This is a genomic window from Pectobacterium sp. S5 (assembly GCF_051707265.1).
Classification (GTDB): Bacteria; Pseudomonadota; Gammaproteobacteria; order Enterobacterales; family Enterobacteriaceae; genus Pectobacterium; species Pectobacterium polare.
Genome location: NZ_JAULSZ010000005.1, coordinates 101,108 through 117,274, shown reverse-complemented (window position 1 = coordinate 117,274; position 16,167 = coordinate 101,108). Strand labels below are relative to the sequence as shown.

Below are 16,167 nucleotides of genomic sequence, written 5' to 3'. Positions count from 1 at the left end.
TCCTCCATTGTTAGTGACTTACATTCTCATCAGGAACTTTACACCGCCGCTCAATGCTTAGCCAGATTTTCGTGAGCGCCACGAACGTCAGAAATAGAGGGAGCGAACGATCAGGAAATGGCCGCCAAAATAACCCGCTGCCACAATCGCCTGATGGGCGCGGAACGGAAAACGGTAATGGTGAATCAGCCAGGTCGCATGGGCGATAAACAGCAATACGGTGCCCGTCAGCAGGGAGAAATTCGCGTTTGTCCCCAGTGCAAAATACCGCTCGCCGGCAATCCAGACCATCAGCGTCGTCATGATGATAAATGCGCAAGCGGGCCAGCGCTGTGCTTCCAACCGTCCCCAGATAATGGCGATCAGGATCGCGGCCAGAATGACGAGCGTTAATGCCAGCGGCCAGAAGAACGTGAGCGACATCTGTCCGGTAAAAAAGCTAATGGTGTACAGCAGATGGGAGAGGAAATAAGCGCCAAATGCGTAAAGCAGGCGCTGAGTCGGCAGCAACAGCAGGGTGTCTGCGATCAGTGTGGCTAGCAGCCCCAGCACAATCAGATAGCCCGGCACACCAAGCAGCGGCATCTGCCAGGCTAGCGCCAGCAGCAGTAGCATCGTGACCGGTTTGAATAACCAACGCTGCCACGTTGGACCACGGTAGCTGGCGTCCACATACAACCAACCAGAAAAAAGCACAGCAATAAATGACCAAAGCATAGCGTGTCCTTTTTGTGTTTTTGTTTGTGTCAGGATAAAAATAAACCGTTCTTTGTTCAGTGTAGGGGATTGTGGGGAAGTTAAACAACACGGGGTGAGACGGATGCGACTTCTGTGAGCTTCATGTTATGTTATCGCCTGTTTTTATTGTAGATGGGCGCCGTGAAGTCTAGAAGGGAGCATTGTGTTGAATGAGTAATGAATCCGCGCTTTATCGTATTCAATTTATAAATAACGGTAAGAATTACCAGCTTTACGTACGTGAGTTGGTGCAGAGCAGCCTGTTCGGTTTTGTTGAAATTGCCGACTTCGTATTTGATAGCCAGTCAACGGTGTTGGTTGACCCGTCAACCGAGAAATTGAAAACGGAATTCTCCGGCGTTAGCCGCAGTTTTATTCCTCTACAGGCGATCATCCGTATTGATGCCGTGACGGAAAAAGGCAGCGCCCGCATTTCTGATTTAGGCGATAACGTTACCGCGTTCCCTTATCTTCCCGGCAAGAAACCCTGATGAATGACTTTCCATGGCTGTTGGCCTTGGCCGTTGGTGCGATTTTGGTGCTTGCGGCGCGGCAATATCGACGCCAACGCCAGCGGGAAGCGCAGAATGACGCGGCTCCGCTGCGGATCGTGGCCGCTGAGGTGAAACACAAACGCGAATTTCCCCGTAGCCGTCGACGGGCGCGTGAACATCAGGTGATGGTTGTAGAGGATATGCTTTATGAGGTCACGTTCAGGCCGATTACTGGCGGCGCGACCATCACGCTGCGCCTTGAGAACGCGGATTATCACCAGCTTGATACTGGCATGCAGGGGTCGTTGCAGCTAAAGGGCACACGCTTTATTCGCTTTGTGCCCCAGCAGAAGTAGTGATTACGACTTCGGTGGCTTAGGCTGCTTTTTCTGCCACGCCAGCAGTTCAAACACGCCAAAAAGGAAAATGCGTGCCTGAAGCGCGCGGCTCAGCGCGGGGCTGTCTTTCGGCTGGCTGGATTTTAACAGCAGCAGTTGAAAACCATGCATCAGGATCATAAACACCATTGCCACGGTCATGAAGATATTCAACGGCTTAGGGAATGGCTGAATCAGGTTAAGCAACAAAAATCCCCACACGCCCAGCATCAATAGCCTGCCAAGGTTAATCAAAATCATCTCTTACCCTTACGTTGCTGCGAAGATCATTGACGAATGTATAAACGGTAGGCGACCTGACCCGCAATTTTCTCACGGTGCAGTTGCCAATTCTCCGGGATAGTCAGCTGCGCATTTTCCGCCTCTGTTTCCACGTAAATCCACGCGTCGGGTGCCAGCCAACCCTGTTGTTCCAGCAGGGCAAGCGTATTGTTCAGCAGCTCTTTGCGAAACGGTGGATCGAGAAACACGACGTCAAACGGCGTACCCGGCTTCGCCAGCCAGCTCAGGGCATCAGTATTGACTACCTCGGCGTTTTCCGCCCGAAGCAACGCCAGATTTTGCGTTAACTGCTGCGCGACTGCACGCTCCATCTCCAATAATGTGGCGTGTGCGGCATAACGGGATAAGGCTTCCAGCCCGAGCGCGCCGCTGCCAGCAAAGCAGTCCAGACAGCGTGCCTGTTGAATGACGGGAGCCAGCCAGTTAAACAGCGTTTCCCGCACGCGATCGGTGGTGGGGCGTAAACCGGGGCTATCAGGAACCGGAAGTTTTCTGCCGCGCCATTGACCACCGATGATTCGGATTTGTCCGGCGGCTGACGATGCATTTTTTTTAGCCATAGCTCACAGGGTTATTGTTGTGCCGCATCATCGTGGTGTGGATGCGGGCAGGAAATTTCTGGCGCTATTCTAGCGGCGGTTACGTGTAGAGGGAATGTTAAGATGGACGTTAAAGCGCTTAACCCAAAATTTTGTGCTGTCTGCGGGCTTTCGATAACGCGCGGCGTTTGACACACTTCGTTACGGACATTGCCTTTCGTTACGAAGATTGTCGGCAGCACCGAGAATTGTCTGTCATTGCCCCCGTTGGCTGCGTGTTGCTGTCGGCAGGAAAGTGTTAAACTTATTGTTTAAATATGATTTTCATTGATTGATTCGCTGCGGTGAGCAGCGTGGAGCGCGATCGCACATGTCAAAAGAAAAGAAGCGCGGTTTTTTTTCCTGGCTGGGATTAGGGAAACAGGAAGAAAAACAACAAGAGCAACCTCAGCCAGTTGTTGAAGAACAGCCGTCAGCGGCGGAGTCAGATGCTGCTGCATCGGCTCACCAGACCGTTGAGCACGCGCCGGAGCAGGTAGAGAAACCGCTGCCGGAAGCGCCTGTCGTTGAAGAAGAGATAAAGGTTGAAGCGGAAGAGCTAATCCAACCTGCCGCCGAGCGTGATGTTACCGCAGCGGTTGACGAACCGGCCGTCGCTGTGCCAGAAGCCAATGTTTCTGAGCCTATTGCCTCTGAACCTGTCGCTTCTGCCCCCACTATTTCCGCAACTGACGATCATGATGTTCTAGATCGGGATACTGTCGATCCGATCGTGCAGACCGAGATCGCCGAAAGCGCGACGGTAGTTGATGCAGAGCCGGACGTTGCGCAGCAGGAAGAGCAAGAATACGAAGAACCAGAACAGGTGCAGCCAGACGATGTGCCTGTCGTGGCGCAAGAGCAGGAACGTCCGACGAAAGAAGGTTTCTTCGCTCGTCTGAAACGCAGTCTGGTGAAAACGCGTCAGAACCTCGGTTCCGGATTTATCGGATTGTTTCGCGGTAAGAAAATCGACGACGATCTGTTTGACGAACTGGAAGAACAGTTGCTGATTGCCGACGTCGGGGTTGAGACGACCCGTAAGATCATCGGCAGCCTGACAGAGCACGCCAGCCGCCGCCAACTGAAAGATGCTGATACGCTTTTTGTGAAGCTGAAAGAAGAAATGGCGGAGATTCTTGCTAAGGTGGACGCCCCGCTGAATATCGAAGGCAAAACGCCGTATGTCATTCTGATGGTTGGCGTTAATGGTGTGGGTAAAACCACCACCATCGGGAAGATGGCACGTCAGTTCCAGGCGCAGGGCAAATCCGTGATGCTGGCGGCGGGGGATACCTTCCGTGCGGCGGCGGTCGAGCAACTTCAGGTCTGGGGACAGCGCAATAACGTGGCGGTGGTGGCACAGCATACGGGTGCGGATTCGGCATCGGTGATTTTCGATGCGATTCAGGCAGCGAAAGCGCGCGGCGTTGATGTCCTGATCGCGGACACCGCGGGTCGCTTGCAGAACAAAGCGCACCTGATGGAAGAGCTGAAAAAGATTGTGCGCGTGATGAAGAAGCTGGATGAAGACGCGCCGCATGAAGTGATGCTGACGTTGGATGCGAGCACTGGGCAGAACGCGGTGAGTCAGGCCAAGCTGTTTAATGAAGCGGTTGGGCTGACGGGTATTACCTTAACTAAGCTGGACGGTACCGCGAAAGGCGGGGTGATTTTCGCCATTGCCGACCAGTTCGCTATTCCTATCCGCTATATTGGGGTAGGTGAAGGTATTGAAGATTTACGGCCATTCAAGGCCGACGATTTTATTGAGGCACTTTTTGCCCGAGAGGATTAAAACGGATGATTCGTTTTGAACAGGTCAGTAAAGCTTACCTCGGTGGGCGTCAGGCATTGCAAGGGGTGGATTTCCATCTGCGCCCAGCGGAAATGGCGTTCCTGACCGGTCATTCCGGCGCAGGGAAAAGTACCCTGCTGAAACTGATTTGTGGCATTGAACGTCCCAGCGCGGGTCAGATTTTGTTTGGCGGCCACAATATCAGCCGCCTGAAAAAACGCGAAGTCCCGTTCCTGCGACGTCAGATCGGCATGATCTTTCAGGATCACCATCTGCTGATGGAACGCACGGTCTATGACAACGTCGCGATGCCGCTCATCATCGCGGGTGCCAGCAGTGAGGATATCCGTCGCCGGGTATCCGCCGCGCTGGACAAGGTTGGCCTGCTGGATAAAGCGAAAAACTATCCTATCCAGCTGTCCGGTGGTGAGCAGCAGCGCGTTGGCATTGCGCGCGCGGTGGTGAACAAACCCGCGGTGTTGCTGGCGGATGAACCGACCGGCAACCTCGACGAAGCACTGTCAGAAGGCATTTTGCGCCTGTTTGAAGAATTCAATCGCGTTGGCGTTACCGTCCTGATGGCGACGCATGACACTGGGCTGATCGCCCGCCGTAATTACCGTGTGCTGACGCTGTCGGATGGCCGCATGGTGGGGGGAAACCACAATGGCGAATAACGTCCGTAACGCGAAAAAGCCTGTCGCAAAAGCCAAAGCGCTGCGCGGCGGCTGGCAGGAACAGTGGCGCTATGCCTGGACGAATACGCTGGCTGATATGCTGCGTCAGCCGCTGGCTACCTTTCTGACCGTGATGGTCATCGCTATTTCGTTGGCGTTGCCCAGTATCTGCTATCTGGTATGGAAAAACGTCAGTCAGGCGGCCACACAGTGGTATCCCTCGCCTCAGCTGACGGTGTATCTGGATAAATCGCTGGATGACAACGCGGCGCAGGCGGTTATCACGCAGCTTCAAGCTGAAGACGGCGTCGATAAAGTCAATTACCTGTCGCGCAATGAAGCGATGGGCGAATTCCGCAACTGGTCCGGTTTTGGCGGCGCGCTCGATATGCTGGAAGAGAATCCGCTGCCAGCTGTAGCGATTATCACGCCGAAAATGAGTTTTCAGGATTCCACCACGCTGACGACGTTGCGCGACCGAGTGGCGGCAACGCAGGGCGTGGATGAAGTACGGATGGACGATAGCTGGTTTGCGCGGTTGGTGGCATTGACCAATTTGGTCGGGCAAATTTCCGCGATGATTGGTGTCCTGATGATCGTCGCCGTCTTCTTGGTGATCGGCAACAGCGTGCGTTTGAGTATTTTCAGCCGCCGCGAAACCATCAACGTGATGAAGCTGATCGGTGCGACGGACGGTTTTATTCTGCGTCCGTTCCTGAATGGTGGGGCAGCGATGGGCGTGGGCGGCGCGGTACTGTCGCTGATTTTATCGCAGGCGCTGGTCTGGAAGCTGGATGCCGTGGTGGCGCAGGTTGCCGCTGTTTTTGGTACGACGTTTGCCGTCAAAGGGCTGAGCTGGGATGAATCTCTGCTGCTGCTGTTAATCGCCGGCATGATTGGCTGGTTGGCCGCCTGGCTGGCAACGGTGCAACATTTACGCCGCTTTACACCACAGTAAGCGTTTTCTGGTATAATTATCCCCTGTAATTCAGACCGTATTGCAGGGGAAATTTCCTCAGCGACATCTCTTCTTTGTTCTTCCCGCTGTGTTTTCCCCTTGGTTTCTCGTGTGTTAGTAACGCGCTTTTCCCCTACTTGATCTCTGGCATGAGGTGAATAAAATGAGAGGAACTTGCGAGCGGAATCACAGTCTGAATAGACAGATTTTAGGATTTGATTAATCTGGTTTTAAGGTTTTTCTTAAAATAAGCTTTAAGGTGCCGTGTTTTGCCATCTTCGCGCAAAACGATGCGGTGAAGCAGTGCTAAGATAGCCGACTGCAATATGACGAGTAGAGCAACTGAGAGGGTTGAATGACCAAAGATATGCAAACTTTCACCTTAGTTCCCCAGGGCAGTCTGGAAGGGTATATTCGTGCCGCCAATGCCTATCCGATGCTGACGGCGGAGGAAGAGCGGGCGCTGGCTGAACGGCTGCATTATCAGGGCGATCTGGAGGCTGCTAAGCACCTGATTCTGTCACACCTGCGTTTTGTTATTCACGTTGCCCGTAACTATTCCGGCTACGGCCTGCCGCAGGCGGACCTGATTCAGGAAGGGAACATCGGCCTGATGAAAGCGGTACGTCGCTTTAATCCTGAAGTTGGTGTGCGTCTGGTTTCTTTCGCCGTGCATTGGATCAAAGCCGAAATTCATGAATACGTGCTGCGTAACTGGCGTATCGTGAAAGTCGCAACCACGAAAGCACAGCGTAAGCTGTTCTTTAACCTGCGTAAGTCGAAAACGCGCCTCGGCTGGTTTAACCAGGATGAAGTCGAACTTGTCGCGCGTGAGCTTGGTGTGACCAGCAAAGACGTACGCGAGATGGAATCCCGGATGGCGGCGCAGGACATGACGTTCGATCCGACGCCGGAAGAAGATTCGCACGACGGCAAGGCGATGTCGCCGATGCTTTACCTACAGGATAAATCGTCTGACTTTGCCGATGGCATTGAAGAAGATAACTGGGAAACGCATGCGGCCGATAAACTCACCTACGCGCTGGAAGGGCTGGATGAACGCAGCCAGCACATTATTCGCGCCCGCTGGTTGGATGATGACAACAAATCCACCTTGCAGGAGCTAGCCGATCAATACGGCGTTTCCGCAGAGCGTGTGCGTCAGTTAGAAAAGAATGCGATGAAAAAACTGCGAGCGGCGATAGAAGCCTAATCGCTCTCATCGTCTCTTTCTGTAGCGACCGGGTAATGCCCGGTCGTTTTGTTTTTGTCTGATGTCAGTCCGCAGAGCTTGGTTTATGGCTTCTCTGGGTTGAGTTGGTCAAGAATCAACGGCGTTTCTTTTCTACGAATATAGCGCCAGCCGCCGGACACCGGTGAGAAACCGCAGGACACCATAAACCGCGCCAGCACTTCCTCTTTGATCGCCGCATGATCGGCCGTGGCCAGCCACCACTCTTTCACCTCGGGAAGTTGATGGCGCACTTCATCAATCAAGAGTTTCCCGACGCCCCGCCGCCGCGTGACTTCCCGCACCATGAGATCGCTCAGTTCCGCATATTCTCCTTCAAGCTCGACCAGCATGCCGCCTAATAACCGATCGTTAAAACGGGCGGCAAATAATCGCCGATCGGGTGTGAGTTCTTCCTCGAGTAAATCAATGTTCTGATGCGGCCAAATCTTTGCCAGATCAATTTTATCCTGAGGGCTGAATCGGGTGAGGCATTCAACGGTTAGTTTCATTTTTATCGGCACTCCATCATATGAGTGAAGAATAATGTAGTTGTCTTGTAGTGGAACAGTTGTGTAATTTGATCGTTATGGTTAATAGGGTAAATGTTTTTCCCATTCTCTGTTTTTCGAGTAATCCATCAACAATTAATGCACAAAGCAGAATATCTGACTATATATAAATTGAATGCTGGTTTTTGCATCTGGCATTTTGTGCTGTTTGCTCCGCTTGTTTCTGACAGCACGAGTTGATTTGCAGCATAATATTCCTGTTTAATAATATGAAAAATAAAGCCTTATTAGAAATCATTACTAATAATAACCTAAGCCTTTCTTACTTATAAGAAAATAGCAGGTTATGGCGGAAGGCGGTCAGGTTTTCGGCAATATCCATAATGACAGATGGGGTAAAAAGAATGAAATTCAGTAAAGGTAAAGTATTGCTGATGGGTTGTATGGCTGCGGCGTTGAGTCACGCAGTCAGCGCTGCCGATATTAAGGTTGCGGTTGTGGGTGCCATGTCTGGCCCAGTTGCACAGTATGGCGATATGGAATTCATTGGCGCGCGTCAGGCCATTGAAGACATCAACGCAAAAGGCGGCGTAAACGGTAACAAACTGGTTGGCGTTGAATATGATGACGCGTGCGACCCTAAACAGGCGGTTGCCGTCGCGAACAAAGTCATCAATGACGGTATCCGTTATGTGATTGGCCATCTGTGTTCCTCCTCAACGCAGCCTGCGTCTGATATCTATGAAGAAGAAGGCGTGATCATGATTACGCCTGCGGCAACCAACGCCGACTTAACCACGCGCGGCTACAAAATGGTGCTGCGCACAACGGGGCTGGATTCCGATCAGGGACCAACTTCAGCAAAATACATTGTCGAAACCATCAAACCGCAGCGTATTGCCGTGGTTCATGACAAACAGCAATATGGTGAAGGCCTGGCCCGCTCTGTTCAGGATAGCCTGAAAAAAGCCGGTGCGAATGTTGTGCTGTTTGAAGGTGTGACGGCGGGTGATAAAGATTTCTCTACGCTGGTTGCGCGTCTGAAGAAAGAGAACGTCGATTTCGTCTATTTCGGCGGCTACTACCCGGAAATGGGGCAGATTCTGCGTCAGGCGCGTCAGGCTGGCATGACCACCAAATTCATGGGTCCAGAGGGCGTGGGTAACTCGTCGCTGTCCAACATCGCAGGCGATGCCTCTGAAGGCATGCTGGTGACGCTGCCGAAGCGTTACGATCAGGTTCCTGCTAACCAACCGATTGTTGATGCGCTGAAAGCCAAGAAACTGGATCCAACCGGTCCGTTCGTTTGGACGACCTACGCCGCGTTGCAATCGCTGACCACCGCGATGGCACGTACCGGTAGCGATGAGCCGGAAAAACTGGCCGCAGATCTGAAAGCGAATCCTGTGGATACAGTAATGGGACCATTAAGCTGGGATGCAAAAGGCGACCTGAAAGGGTTTGAATTTGGCGTATTTGAGTGGCACAAAGACGGTACTTCCAGCGCAGTGAAATAATCATCATGCCGGGAGGCGGGTAACGGGTGAAGACACCGTTGTCTGCCTCCCGGCGTGGAGAGCATTCTCCGCCCGCTGAGTGTGTACCAATAATAATCCCTCAATACCGAAGCCCCCGTTGCCGCAAGGCGCGGGGGCAGCATTTAAGGTTTAAGGTATGTCCGAGCAGTTCCTTTACTTTTTTCAGCAGATGTTCAACGGCCTGACGTTGGGCAGCACCTATGCGCTGATCGCCATTGGCTACACCATGGTTTACGGCATTATCGGCATGATTAACTTCGCACACGGCGAAGTGTATATGATCGGTAGCTACGTCTCCTTTATTGTGATTGCGGCCCTGATGATGATGGGTATCGATGCTGGCTGGCTCTTGATTGGTGCCGCTTTCATTGCCGCCGTGGTCATTTCCAGCGCCTACGGCTGGAGTATCGAACGGGTGGCTTACCGACCGGTTCGAACGTCAAAGCGCCTGATTGCACTGATTTCTGCCATTGGGATGTCAATTTTCCTGCAAAACTACGTCAGCCTGAATCAGGGCTCGCGTGATGTTGCGCTGCCGAGTCTGGTGACCGGCCAGTGGGTGCTGGGCGAAAGCAATGGCTTTGCCGCGACGATTAGCACCATGCAGTTGACCATCTGGATCGTGACGTTCCTCGCTATGCTGGCGCTGACGCTATTTATTCGCTATTCCCGTATGGGGCGCGCCTGTCGTGCCTGTGCGGAAGACCTGAAAATGGCAAGCCTGCTGGGTATCAGCACCGATCGCGTGATCTCCCTGACCTTCGTCATTGGCGCGCTCATGGCTGCCGTTGCTGGCGTGCTGCTGGGGCAATTCTACGGCGTCATCAACCCCTATATCGGCTTTATGGCCGGGATGAAAGCCTTTACGGCGGCGGTACTGGGCGGAATCGGCAGTATCCCCGGTGCGATGATCGGTGGGTTGATTCTGGGCGTAGCCGAAGCGCTGACGTCCGCTTACCTGAGCACGGAATACAAAGACGCGGTGTCGTTTGCGCTGCTGATTGTGGTGCTGTTGGTGATGCCAACCGGTATTCTGGGTCGCCCGGAGGTTGAGAAAGTATGAAGCAGCTCAACCTGTTTAATGCGTTGGTTTCCGCGTTCATGCTGCTGGTGCTGGCCTCGTTCTTAATGGGCATGCAGTTGGCGCTGGATGGCACCAAATTGGTGGTGCGCGGTGCTGATGAAGTCCGTTGGTATTGGATTGGCGCGGGCTGCATCGTGGTGTTCTTCTTCCAGTTGATTCGCCCGTTCTTCCAGCAAAGCATCAAGAAATTCTCTGCACCGTCACTGGTACTGCCAAGCTTTGATGGCAGTACGCCACGACAGAAGATATTAGCGGCGGCATTGATTATCGCCGCTATCGCCTGGCCGTTTCTGGTGTCGCGCGGTACGGTGGATATCGCCACCCTCACGCTGATTTACGTGATGCTGGGTCTGGGCTTGAACGTTGTAGTTGGCCTGTCCGGCCTGCTGGTATTGGGTTACGGCGGGTTTTACGCCATTGGTGCGTATACCTATGCGTTGCTGAACCACTATTACGGATTGGGCTTCTGGGAAAGTCTGCCGCTGGCAGGCATGGTGGCGGCGCTGTCAGGCTTCCTGCTGGGTTTCCCGGTGCTGCGTTTGCGCGGTGACTATCTGGCGATTGTGACGCTCGGGTTCGGTGAAATTGTCCGTATCCTGCTGCTGAACAACACTGAAATTACCGGTGGTCCGAACGGCATCAGCCAGATCCCTAAACCGACCTTCTTTGGTCTGGAATTTGGCCGTAACGCGCGCGATGGTGGTTGGGATACGTTCCACAATTTCTTCGGTCTGCAATATGACCCAAGCGATCGCGTCATCTTCCTGTATCTGGTCGCGCTGCTGCTGGTCGTGTTAACCCTGTTTGTGATTAACCGTCTGTTAAGGATGCCGCTGGGACGTGCCTGGGAAGCGCTGCGCGATGATGAAATCGCCTGTCGTTCTCTGGGGCTGAGCCCAACGCGCATCAAGCTGACCGCGTTTACCATCAGCGCCGCGTTCGCGGGTTTTGCCGGTACGCTGTTTGCCGCGCGTCAGGGCTTCGTCAGCCCGGAATCATTCACGTTCGCTGAATCTGCCTTTGTGCTGGCCATCGTCGTGCTGGGCGGAATGGGCTCGCAGTTTGCAGTCATTCTTGCTGCAATCTTGCTGGTCGTGTCCCGCGAGCTGATGCGCGATCTGAATGAATACAGCATGCTGCTGCTGGGTGCGCTGATGGTTCTGATGATGATTTGGCGTCCGCAAGGCCTGCTGCCGATGAAGCGTCCTGAGATGAAGTTGAAAGTCGCGAAGAAGGAAGAGCAAGCATGAGCACGCAGCCACTATTATCAGTCAGAGGTCTGATGATGCGTTTTGGCGGCCTGCTGGCGGTCAACAACGTTGAAATGGATATTCATGCTGGCGAAATCGTCTCGCTGATCGGCCCGAACGGGGCGGGGAAAACCACGGTCTTTAACTGCCTGACCGGTTTTTATCGCCCAAGCGGCGGCACCATCATGCTACGCGATCGTCATCTGGAAGGATTACCCGGACAGGCGATTGCCCGAATGGGCGTGGTGCGCACATTCCAGCACGTTCGCCTGTTCCGTGAAATGACGGTGATCGAGAACCTGCTGGTCGCACAGCATCAACACCTGAAAAGCGGCGTATTTGCCGGGCTGTTGAAAACACCGGGCTTTCGTCGTGCGGAAGCCGATGCGCAAGAGCGCGCCGCGGTGTGGCTGGAGCGTATCGGTCTGTTAGAGTTAGCGAACCGTCAGGCGGGGAATCTGTCTTACGGCCAGCAGCGCCGTCTGGAAATCGCCCGCTGCATGGTGACACGGCCTGAGCTGCTGATGCTGGATGAGCCTGCGGCCGGTCTGAACCCGAAAGAAACTGACGAGTTAAATCAGCTGATTGCGGAACTGCGCGATAGCCATCAGGTGTCCGTGTTGTTGATTGAGCATGATATGAAGCTGGTGATGGGAATTTCCGACCGGATTTATGTCGTCAATCAGGGAACACCGCTGGCACAAGGCACCCCAGCTGAAATTCGTAACAACCCGGATGTCATCCGTGCATATCTGGGTGAAGGATAACGTTTATGCTGTCATTACATCAGGTTTCGGCCCACTACGGAAAAATTCAGGCGCTGCATCAGGTGAGCCTGCACATTAATCAGGGCGAGATTGTTACGCTGATCGGCGCGAACGGCGCCGGTAAAACTACGCTGTTGGGCACGCTGTGCGGCGATCCGCGCGCGACGGAAGGCACCATCACGTTTGACGGTAAGGACATCACAAACTGGCAGACCGCGCAGATTATGCGTGAAGCTATCGCGATTGTGCCGGAAGGGCGTCGCGTCTTTTCCCGCATGACGGTAGAAGAGAATCTGGCGATGGGTGGGTTCTTTGCCGAGCGCGATCAGTATCAGGAACGCATTGCACGCGTCTACGATCTGTTTCCGCGCTTGTTCGAGCGACGCGCCCAGCGTTCCGGCACGATGTCTGGCGGTGAGCAGCAGATGCTGGCGATTGGCCGTGCGCTGATGAGCCAGCCGCGTTTACTGCTGCTGGACGAGCCGTCGCTGGGGCTGGCACCGATCATCATTCTGCAAATTTTCGACACGATCCAGCAACTGCGCGAAGAGGGGATGACCATCTTCCTGGTGGAGCAAAACGCCAATCAGGCGCTGAAACTGGCTGATCGGGGTTATGTACTTGAAAACGGCCATGTCGTGTTGGAAGATACCGGAGCGGCATTGTTAGCTAATGAAGCGGTACGTTCGGCCTATCTGGGCGGATAATTTTAGAGCAGATCTACCCTAAATCATTCGAGCGGCGGAACGCCAACGCGCATGCCGCTTGAAGGGTGACAGGGGGAATCGTTATCGGGCCGGTTTACCGGCCTGTTTCGTAGAAGGGTTAAGAAGAGATGGCCATTGAAGGGTTGTTAGCGCACCGCATCGCTCAGTTAAAAAGTTCCGCCATCCGTGAACTGCTGAAACACAGCAAGATGGAAAATATTATCTCGCTGGCTGGCGGGATTCCGTCAGATGCATTATTTGATTTTGAAGGGCTCAGTCAGGCCACGCAGTTAGCGATTACCGAACAGCCGAAAACGGCATTCCAGTATGGCTTAACCGAAGGCAGCAGCGTGCTGCGCGATCGTATTGCCGAGCTGTGCGCCGTACGCGGCGTAAAAACGCGCGGTGATGACATTGTCGTGACAGCCGGTTCGCAGCAGGCGCTGGACCTGATCATGCGTGCGATGGTCGATCCGGGCGACGTGTTCGTCGTTGAACGCCCGACTTACCTGGCGGCGCTGCAAACGCTGGAACTGGCGCAGGCGCAGGTGATGTCTGTGTCGTCCGATGCCGACGGCATGGTGGTCGACGAGCTGGAAGAGCTGCTGAAGAAACAGCGCATCAAAGGCGTTTATATCGTCCCGAACTTCGGTAACCCGAGCGGCGTGACGCTGAGCTATGAACGTCGCCTGAAATTGATTCAGCTGGCAGAGCGCTACGGTTTTGTCATTATCGAAGACGATCCCTATGGCGAGCTGCGCTTCACCGAAGAGCGCAACCCGACGCTGTTCCAACTGGCGGAAGAGAAGCTGGGTAGCACGGAATACGTGCTGTATACCTCTACGTTCTCGAAGGTGCTGGCACCGGGGCTGCGTCTCGGCTGGGCGATTCTGCCGGATTGGCTGCTGCACAAAGTCGCGATTATCAAACAGGCCGCTGACCTGCATGCCAGCGCACTGTCGCAGACCGTCGCGGAATGCTATCTGGGGCTGGGACGTCTGGATACGCAGATCGAGAAAATTCGCCACGCGTATAAGCACAAAGGCGAACTGCTGGCACAGCTGGTCGAGAAGGAACTGGGTGATGTCATCACCTTCAACCAACCAAAAGGTGGGATGTTCCTGTGGGCGAAGTTCCGTCAGGACGATTTCAACACGACAGAATGGCTGAAGAAGACGCTGGAGCAGGGCGTTGTTTTCGTGCCGGGCGAATTCTTCTTCCCAGACAATATCGATTACTCAACGCTGCGTCTGTCCTTTGCGACGGCAACGGATGAGCAAATGCATGAAGCGGTGGCTCGCCTGCGTCGGGCGCTGTAATCGCCGATAACGGATTGCCCGTTAATGTGAAAAAAAACCGCTGATATTTCAGCGGTTTTTCTTTTTTAACGTTGCGTTAATCGGTTGTGTGTTTAAAAGGTTTCCCAGTTTGTGTGACTCGAACTACCGGCCAGCGCCAGTTTGGGTCTATACAGTTTCGCCACTGGTGGTGCGGCACGCTGTGGCTGGATACCGTCGATTTTGAACACGCTCATCAACTCAACCAGATTTTTGGCCTGTTGACTCAGGCTGTCCGCGGCGGAAGCGGATTCTTCAACCAGCGCCGCATTCTGCTGGGTGACCTGATCGAGCTGATTGACTGCATCGTTGACCTGAGACACGCCCTGTTCCTGCTCGTGGGTGGTCAGGCCGATTTCGTTGATAAGATTGGCGACACGCTGTGACTGTTCCACGACTTCTTCTATGGTTACGCCGGCTTCGTTAACTAACCGTTCGCCCGCTTCCACTTTTCCTACGCTGATGCCGATCAGGTCCTTAATTTCACGTGCTGCGGAGGCGGAGCGTTGCGCCAGTGAGCGCACTTCTCCGGCCACTACCGCGAATCCGCGTCCTTGTTCTCCAGCGCGAGCGGCTTCGACAGCAGCGTTGAGCGCCAGAATGTTGGTCTGGAATGCAATCCCGTCAATCACGCCGATAATATCGCCGATTTTACGCGAACTCGCGGTGATCTCTTCCATTGTCCGCACGACGTTGTTAACGACATCTCCGCCTTTGCGGGCCGCCGCGCTGGCCGAGTTGGCAAGCTGTGCCGCGCTACGCACGGTGTCGGCGTTCTGTTTCACGGTGATATTCATCTCTTCCATCGAGGCAGCGGTTTCCTGAAGATTCGCGGCCTGCTCTTCCGTGCGTTGACTCAGATCGGTATTGCCGATCGCAATCTGGCTGGCACCTGTGGCGATAGACTCGCTGCTTTGATGAACTTGCCCGACGATATTGCTCAGGCTTTGGCGCATCTCTTCCATCGCGGCCAGAATGCTGGTGGTGTCTCCGGCACGCCGTTCAATCGCGATGGCAAGATTCCCCTGGGCGACCTGACGCGTGATCTCCAGCGTATAGGCCGGTTCTCCGCCAAGCTGACGCTTAATTTTACGGGTGATCCACCAGGCAACAACGCCTCCCAGTAGCGAGGCACACAGTGTGAGAATCAGCATTAAGGTACCGGCATTGAACGCGCTTTTCTCGGACTGGTTGGCGATCTCTATCGTGAGGAATTTCTGCCTCTCAGCCATTTTATCCAGTGCGGCGAATACGTTTGTCTGGGTGGCGCGTACCTCCGTCAGCAGAAAATTGCGAAACGCGTCATGCTGGCTGTTCATCGCCAGTTCAATGGCTTTTCTCATGTTGCTGATATAGGCGGGGAGAGCCTGTTCCAGTGTGGCAACCAGCGCTTTAGTTTCGCTGCTCACCGCGTTGTTACGTATTTGCGCCAGCAACTCGTTATTACGTGCGATGGATTTCTCAATGCGCTCCTTTTCCATCTTCATCTGCTGTTGATCGTTTAGAAGTGCAATATTTCTGATGGCGCGTGCGGTGTCGTTAATGTTGTCTTTAAATTCCTGCATTAACAGAAGATTGGTAATACGGACTTGTGACAGGATCTGAATGTTTCCCCCGAGTTTTTCTAACTGAGTGCGACCCAGTATGGCAACTAAAAATCCAATGACGATAATTAGCGTAAAACCCGTTCCTAACATTTTTCCCAAGCTTATATTCTTCATGATGTACCTTTTTTAATTATTGAAATTTGACACAGCAGGTGTCGTTATTTTGAGGGTGATGGTACAGATGCGATTCACCCCACGAGTTTTATGGCTT

General features: G+C 53.7%; 17 protein-coding genes. 12 read left to right on the top strand and 5 right to left on the bottom strand.

Features of this window, described 5'->3' with window-relative positions:
* Positions 1-87 precede the first annotated feature (87 nt).
* Complete coding sequence (locus QWJ20_RS17730; RefSeq protein WP_433993121.1) at positions 88-717, bottom strand: lysoplasmalogenase; 630 nt, start codon at positions 715-717, stop codon at positions 88-90.
* Between the two features lie 191 nt (positions 718-908).
* Between QWJ20_RS17730 and QWJ20_RS17725 the strand changes: the two genes are divergently transcribed.
* Complete coding sequence (locus tag QWJ20_RS17725; protein ID WP_433993120.1) at positions 909-1,229, top strand: DUF1820 family protein; 321 nt, start codon at positions 909-911, stop codon at positions 1,227-1,229.
* On the top strand, positions 1,229-1,588 hold the full coding sequence (locus tag QWJ20_RS17720) for a DUF2500 domain-containing protein (RefSeq protein ID WP_095993351.1): 360 nt from the start codon (positions 1,229-1,231) through the stop codon (positions 1,586-1,588). Before QWJ20_RS17725 ends, QWJ20_RS17720 begins: the two co-directional genes overlap by 1 nt.
* Before the next feature lie 3 nt (positions 1,589-1,591).
* Here the strand turns inward: QWJ20_RS17720 and QWJ20_RS17715 are convergent, their stop codons facing one another.
* Positions 1,592-1,867, bottom strand: coding sequence for a DUF1145 family protein (locus QWJ20_RS17715; RefSeq protein WP_162274786.1), 276 nt, complete (start codon positions 1,865-1,867; stop codon positions 1,592-1,594).
* Positions 1,868-1,896: 29 nt separating this feature from the next.
* Entirely contained in the window at positions 1,897-2,472 is a 576-nt protein-coding gene (gene rsmD / locus QWJ20_RS17710; RefSeq protein WP_010306568.1) for a 16S rRNA (guanine(966)-N(2))-methyltransferase, read from the bottom strand.
* Between the two features lie 349 nt (positions 2,473-2,821).
* On the opposite strand from rsmD, the gene ftsY reads away from it, so the two are divergent.
* From ftsY to rpoH, 4 genes are all read left to right on the top strand, one after another.
* Positions 2,822-4,288: a signal recognition particle-docking protein FtsY gene (gene ftsY, locus QWJ20_RS17705; RefSeq protein ID WP_433993119.1), complete on the top strand. Its 1,467-nt coding sequence runs from the start codon at positions 2,822-2,824 to the stop codon at positions 4,286-4,288.
* Between the two features lie 5 nt (positions 4,289-4,293).
* Positions 4,294-4,965, top strand: a complete 672-nt coding sequence (gene ftsE / locus QWJ20_RS17700) for a cell division ATP-binding protein FtsE (protein WP_010306560.1) — start codon at positions 4,294-4,296, stop codon at positions 4,963-4,965.
* Positions 4,955-5,923 carry a permease-like cell division protein FtsX gene (ftsX, locus tag QWJ20_RS17695; RefSeq protein WP_127157425.1) on the top strand — a complete coding sequence of 323 codons (969 nt, stop codon included), beginning with the start codon at positions 4,955-4,957 and terminating at the stop codon, positions 5,921-5,923. Before ftsE ends, ftsX begins: the two co-directional genes overlap by 11 nt.
* 355 nt (positions 5,924-6,278) lie before the next feature.
* On the top strand, positions 6,279-7,136 hold the full coding sequence (gene rpoH / locus QWJ20_RS17690) for an RNA polymerase sigma factor RpoH (protein WP_010681389.1): 858 nt from the start codon (positions 6,279-6,281) through the stop codon (positions 7,134-7,136).
* Positions 7,137-7,219: 83 nt separating this feature from the next.
* On the opposite strand, the gene panM is transcribed toward rpoH, so the two are convergent.
* Entirely contained in the window at positions 7,220-7,666 is a 447-nt protein-coding gene (gene panM / locus QWJ20_RS17685; RefSeq protein WP_095700965.1) for an aspartate 1-decarboxylase autocleavage activator PanM, read from the bottom strand.
* A gap of 404 nt (positions 7,667-8,070) precedes the next feature.
* Here panM and QWJ20_RS17680 point away from each other — a divergent pair, with 404 nt between their 5' ends.
* From QWJ20_RS17680 to QWJ20_RS17655, 6 genes are all read left to right on the top strand, one after another.
* On the top strand, positions 8,071-9,183 hold the full coding sequence (locus QWJ20_RS17680) for a branched-chain amino acid ABC transporter substrate-binding protein (protein ID WP_095700964.1): 1,113 nt from the start codon (positions 8,071-8,073) through the stop codon (positions 9,181-9,183).
* Between the two features lie 157 nt (positions 9,184-9,340).
* Entirely contained in the window at positions 9,341-10,267 is a 927-nt protein-coding gene (livH, locus tag QWJ20_RS17675; RefSeq protein ID WP_039275912.1) for a high-affinity branched-chain amino acid ABC transporter permease LivH, read from the top strand.
* A complete protein-coding gene (locus QWJ20_RS17670; protein WP_039485273.1) occupies positions 10,264-11,538 on the top strand; it encodes a high-affinity branched-chain amino acid ABC transporter permease LivM in 1,275 nt (424 codons plus the stop codon). Before livH ends, QWJ20_RS17670 begins: the two co-directional genes overlap by 4 nt.
* Positions 11,535-12,305 (top strand): high-affinity branched-chain amino acid ABC transporter ATP-binding protein LivG, encoded by a 771-nt coding sequence (livG, locus tag QWJ20_RS17665; RefSeq protein ID WP_095700963.1) that lies wholly within the window; start codon positions 11,535-11,537, stop codon positions 12,303-12,305. Before QWJ20_RS17670 ends, livG begins: the two co-directional genes overlap by 4 nt.
* 5 nt (positions 12,306-12,310) lie before the next feature.
* Positions 12,311-13,012: a high-affinity branched-chain amino acid ABC transporter ATP-binding protein LivF gene (gene livF / locus QWJ20_RS17660; protein WP_039485268.1), complete on the top strand. Its 702-nt coding sequence runs from the start codon at positions 12,311-12,313 to the stop codon at positions 13,010-13,012.
* A gap of 128 nt (positions 13,013-13,140) precedes the next feature.
* The gene (locus QWJ20_RS17655) at positions 13,141-14,331 is read left to right on the top strand and encodes a PLP-dependent aminotransferase family protein (protein ID WP_095993354.1); all 1,191 of its coding nucleotides are present in this window, start codon (positions 13,141-13,143) and stop codon (positions 14,329-14,331) included.
* Positions 14,332-14,423: 92 nt separating this feature from the next.
* Here QWJ20_RS17655 and QWJ20_RS17650 read toward each other — a convergent pair whose 3' ends face one another.
* On the bottom strand, positions 14,424-16,070 hold the full coding sequence (locus tag QWJ20_RS17650; RefSeq protein WP_433993118.1) for a methyl-accepting chemotaxis protein: 1,647 nt from the start codon (positions 16,068-16,070) through the stop codon (positions 14,424-14,426).
* Positions 16,071-16,167 lie beyond the last annotated feature (97 nt).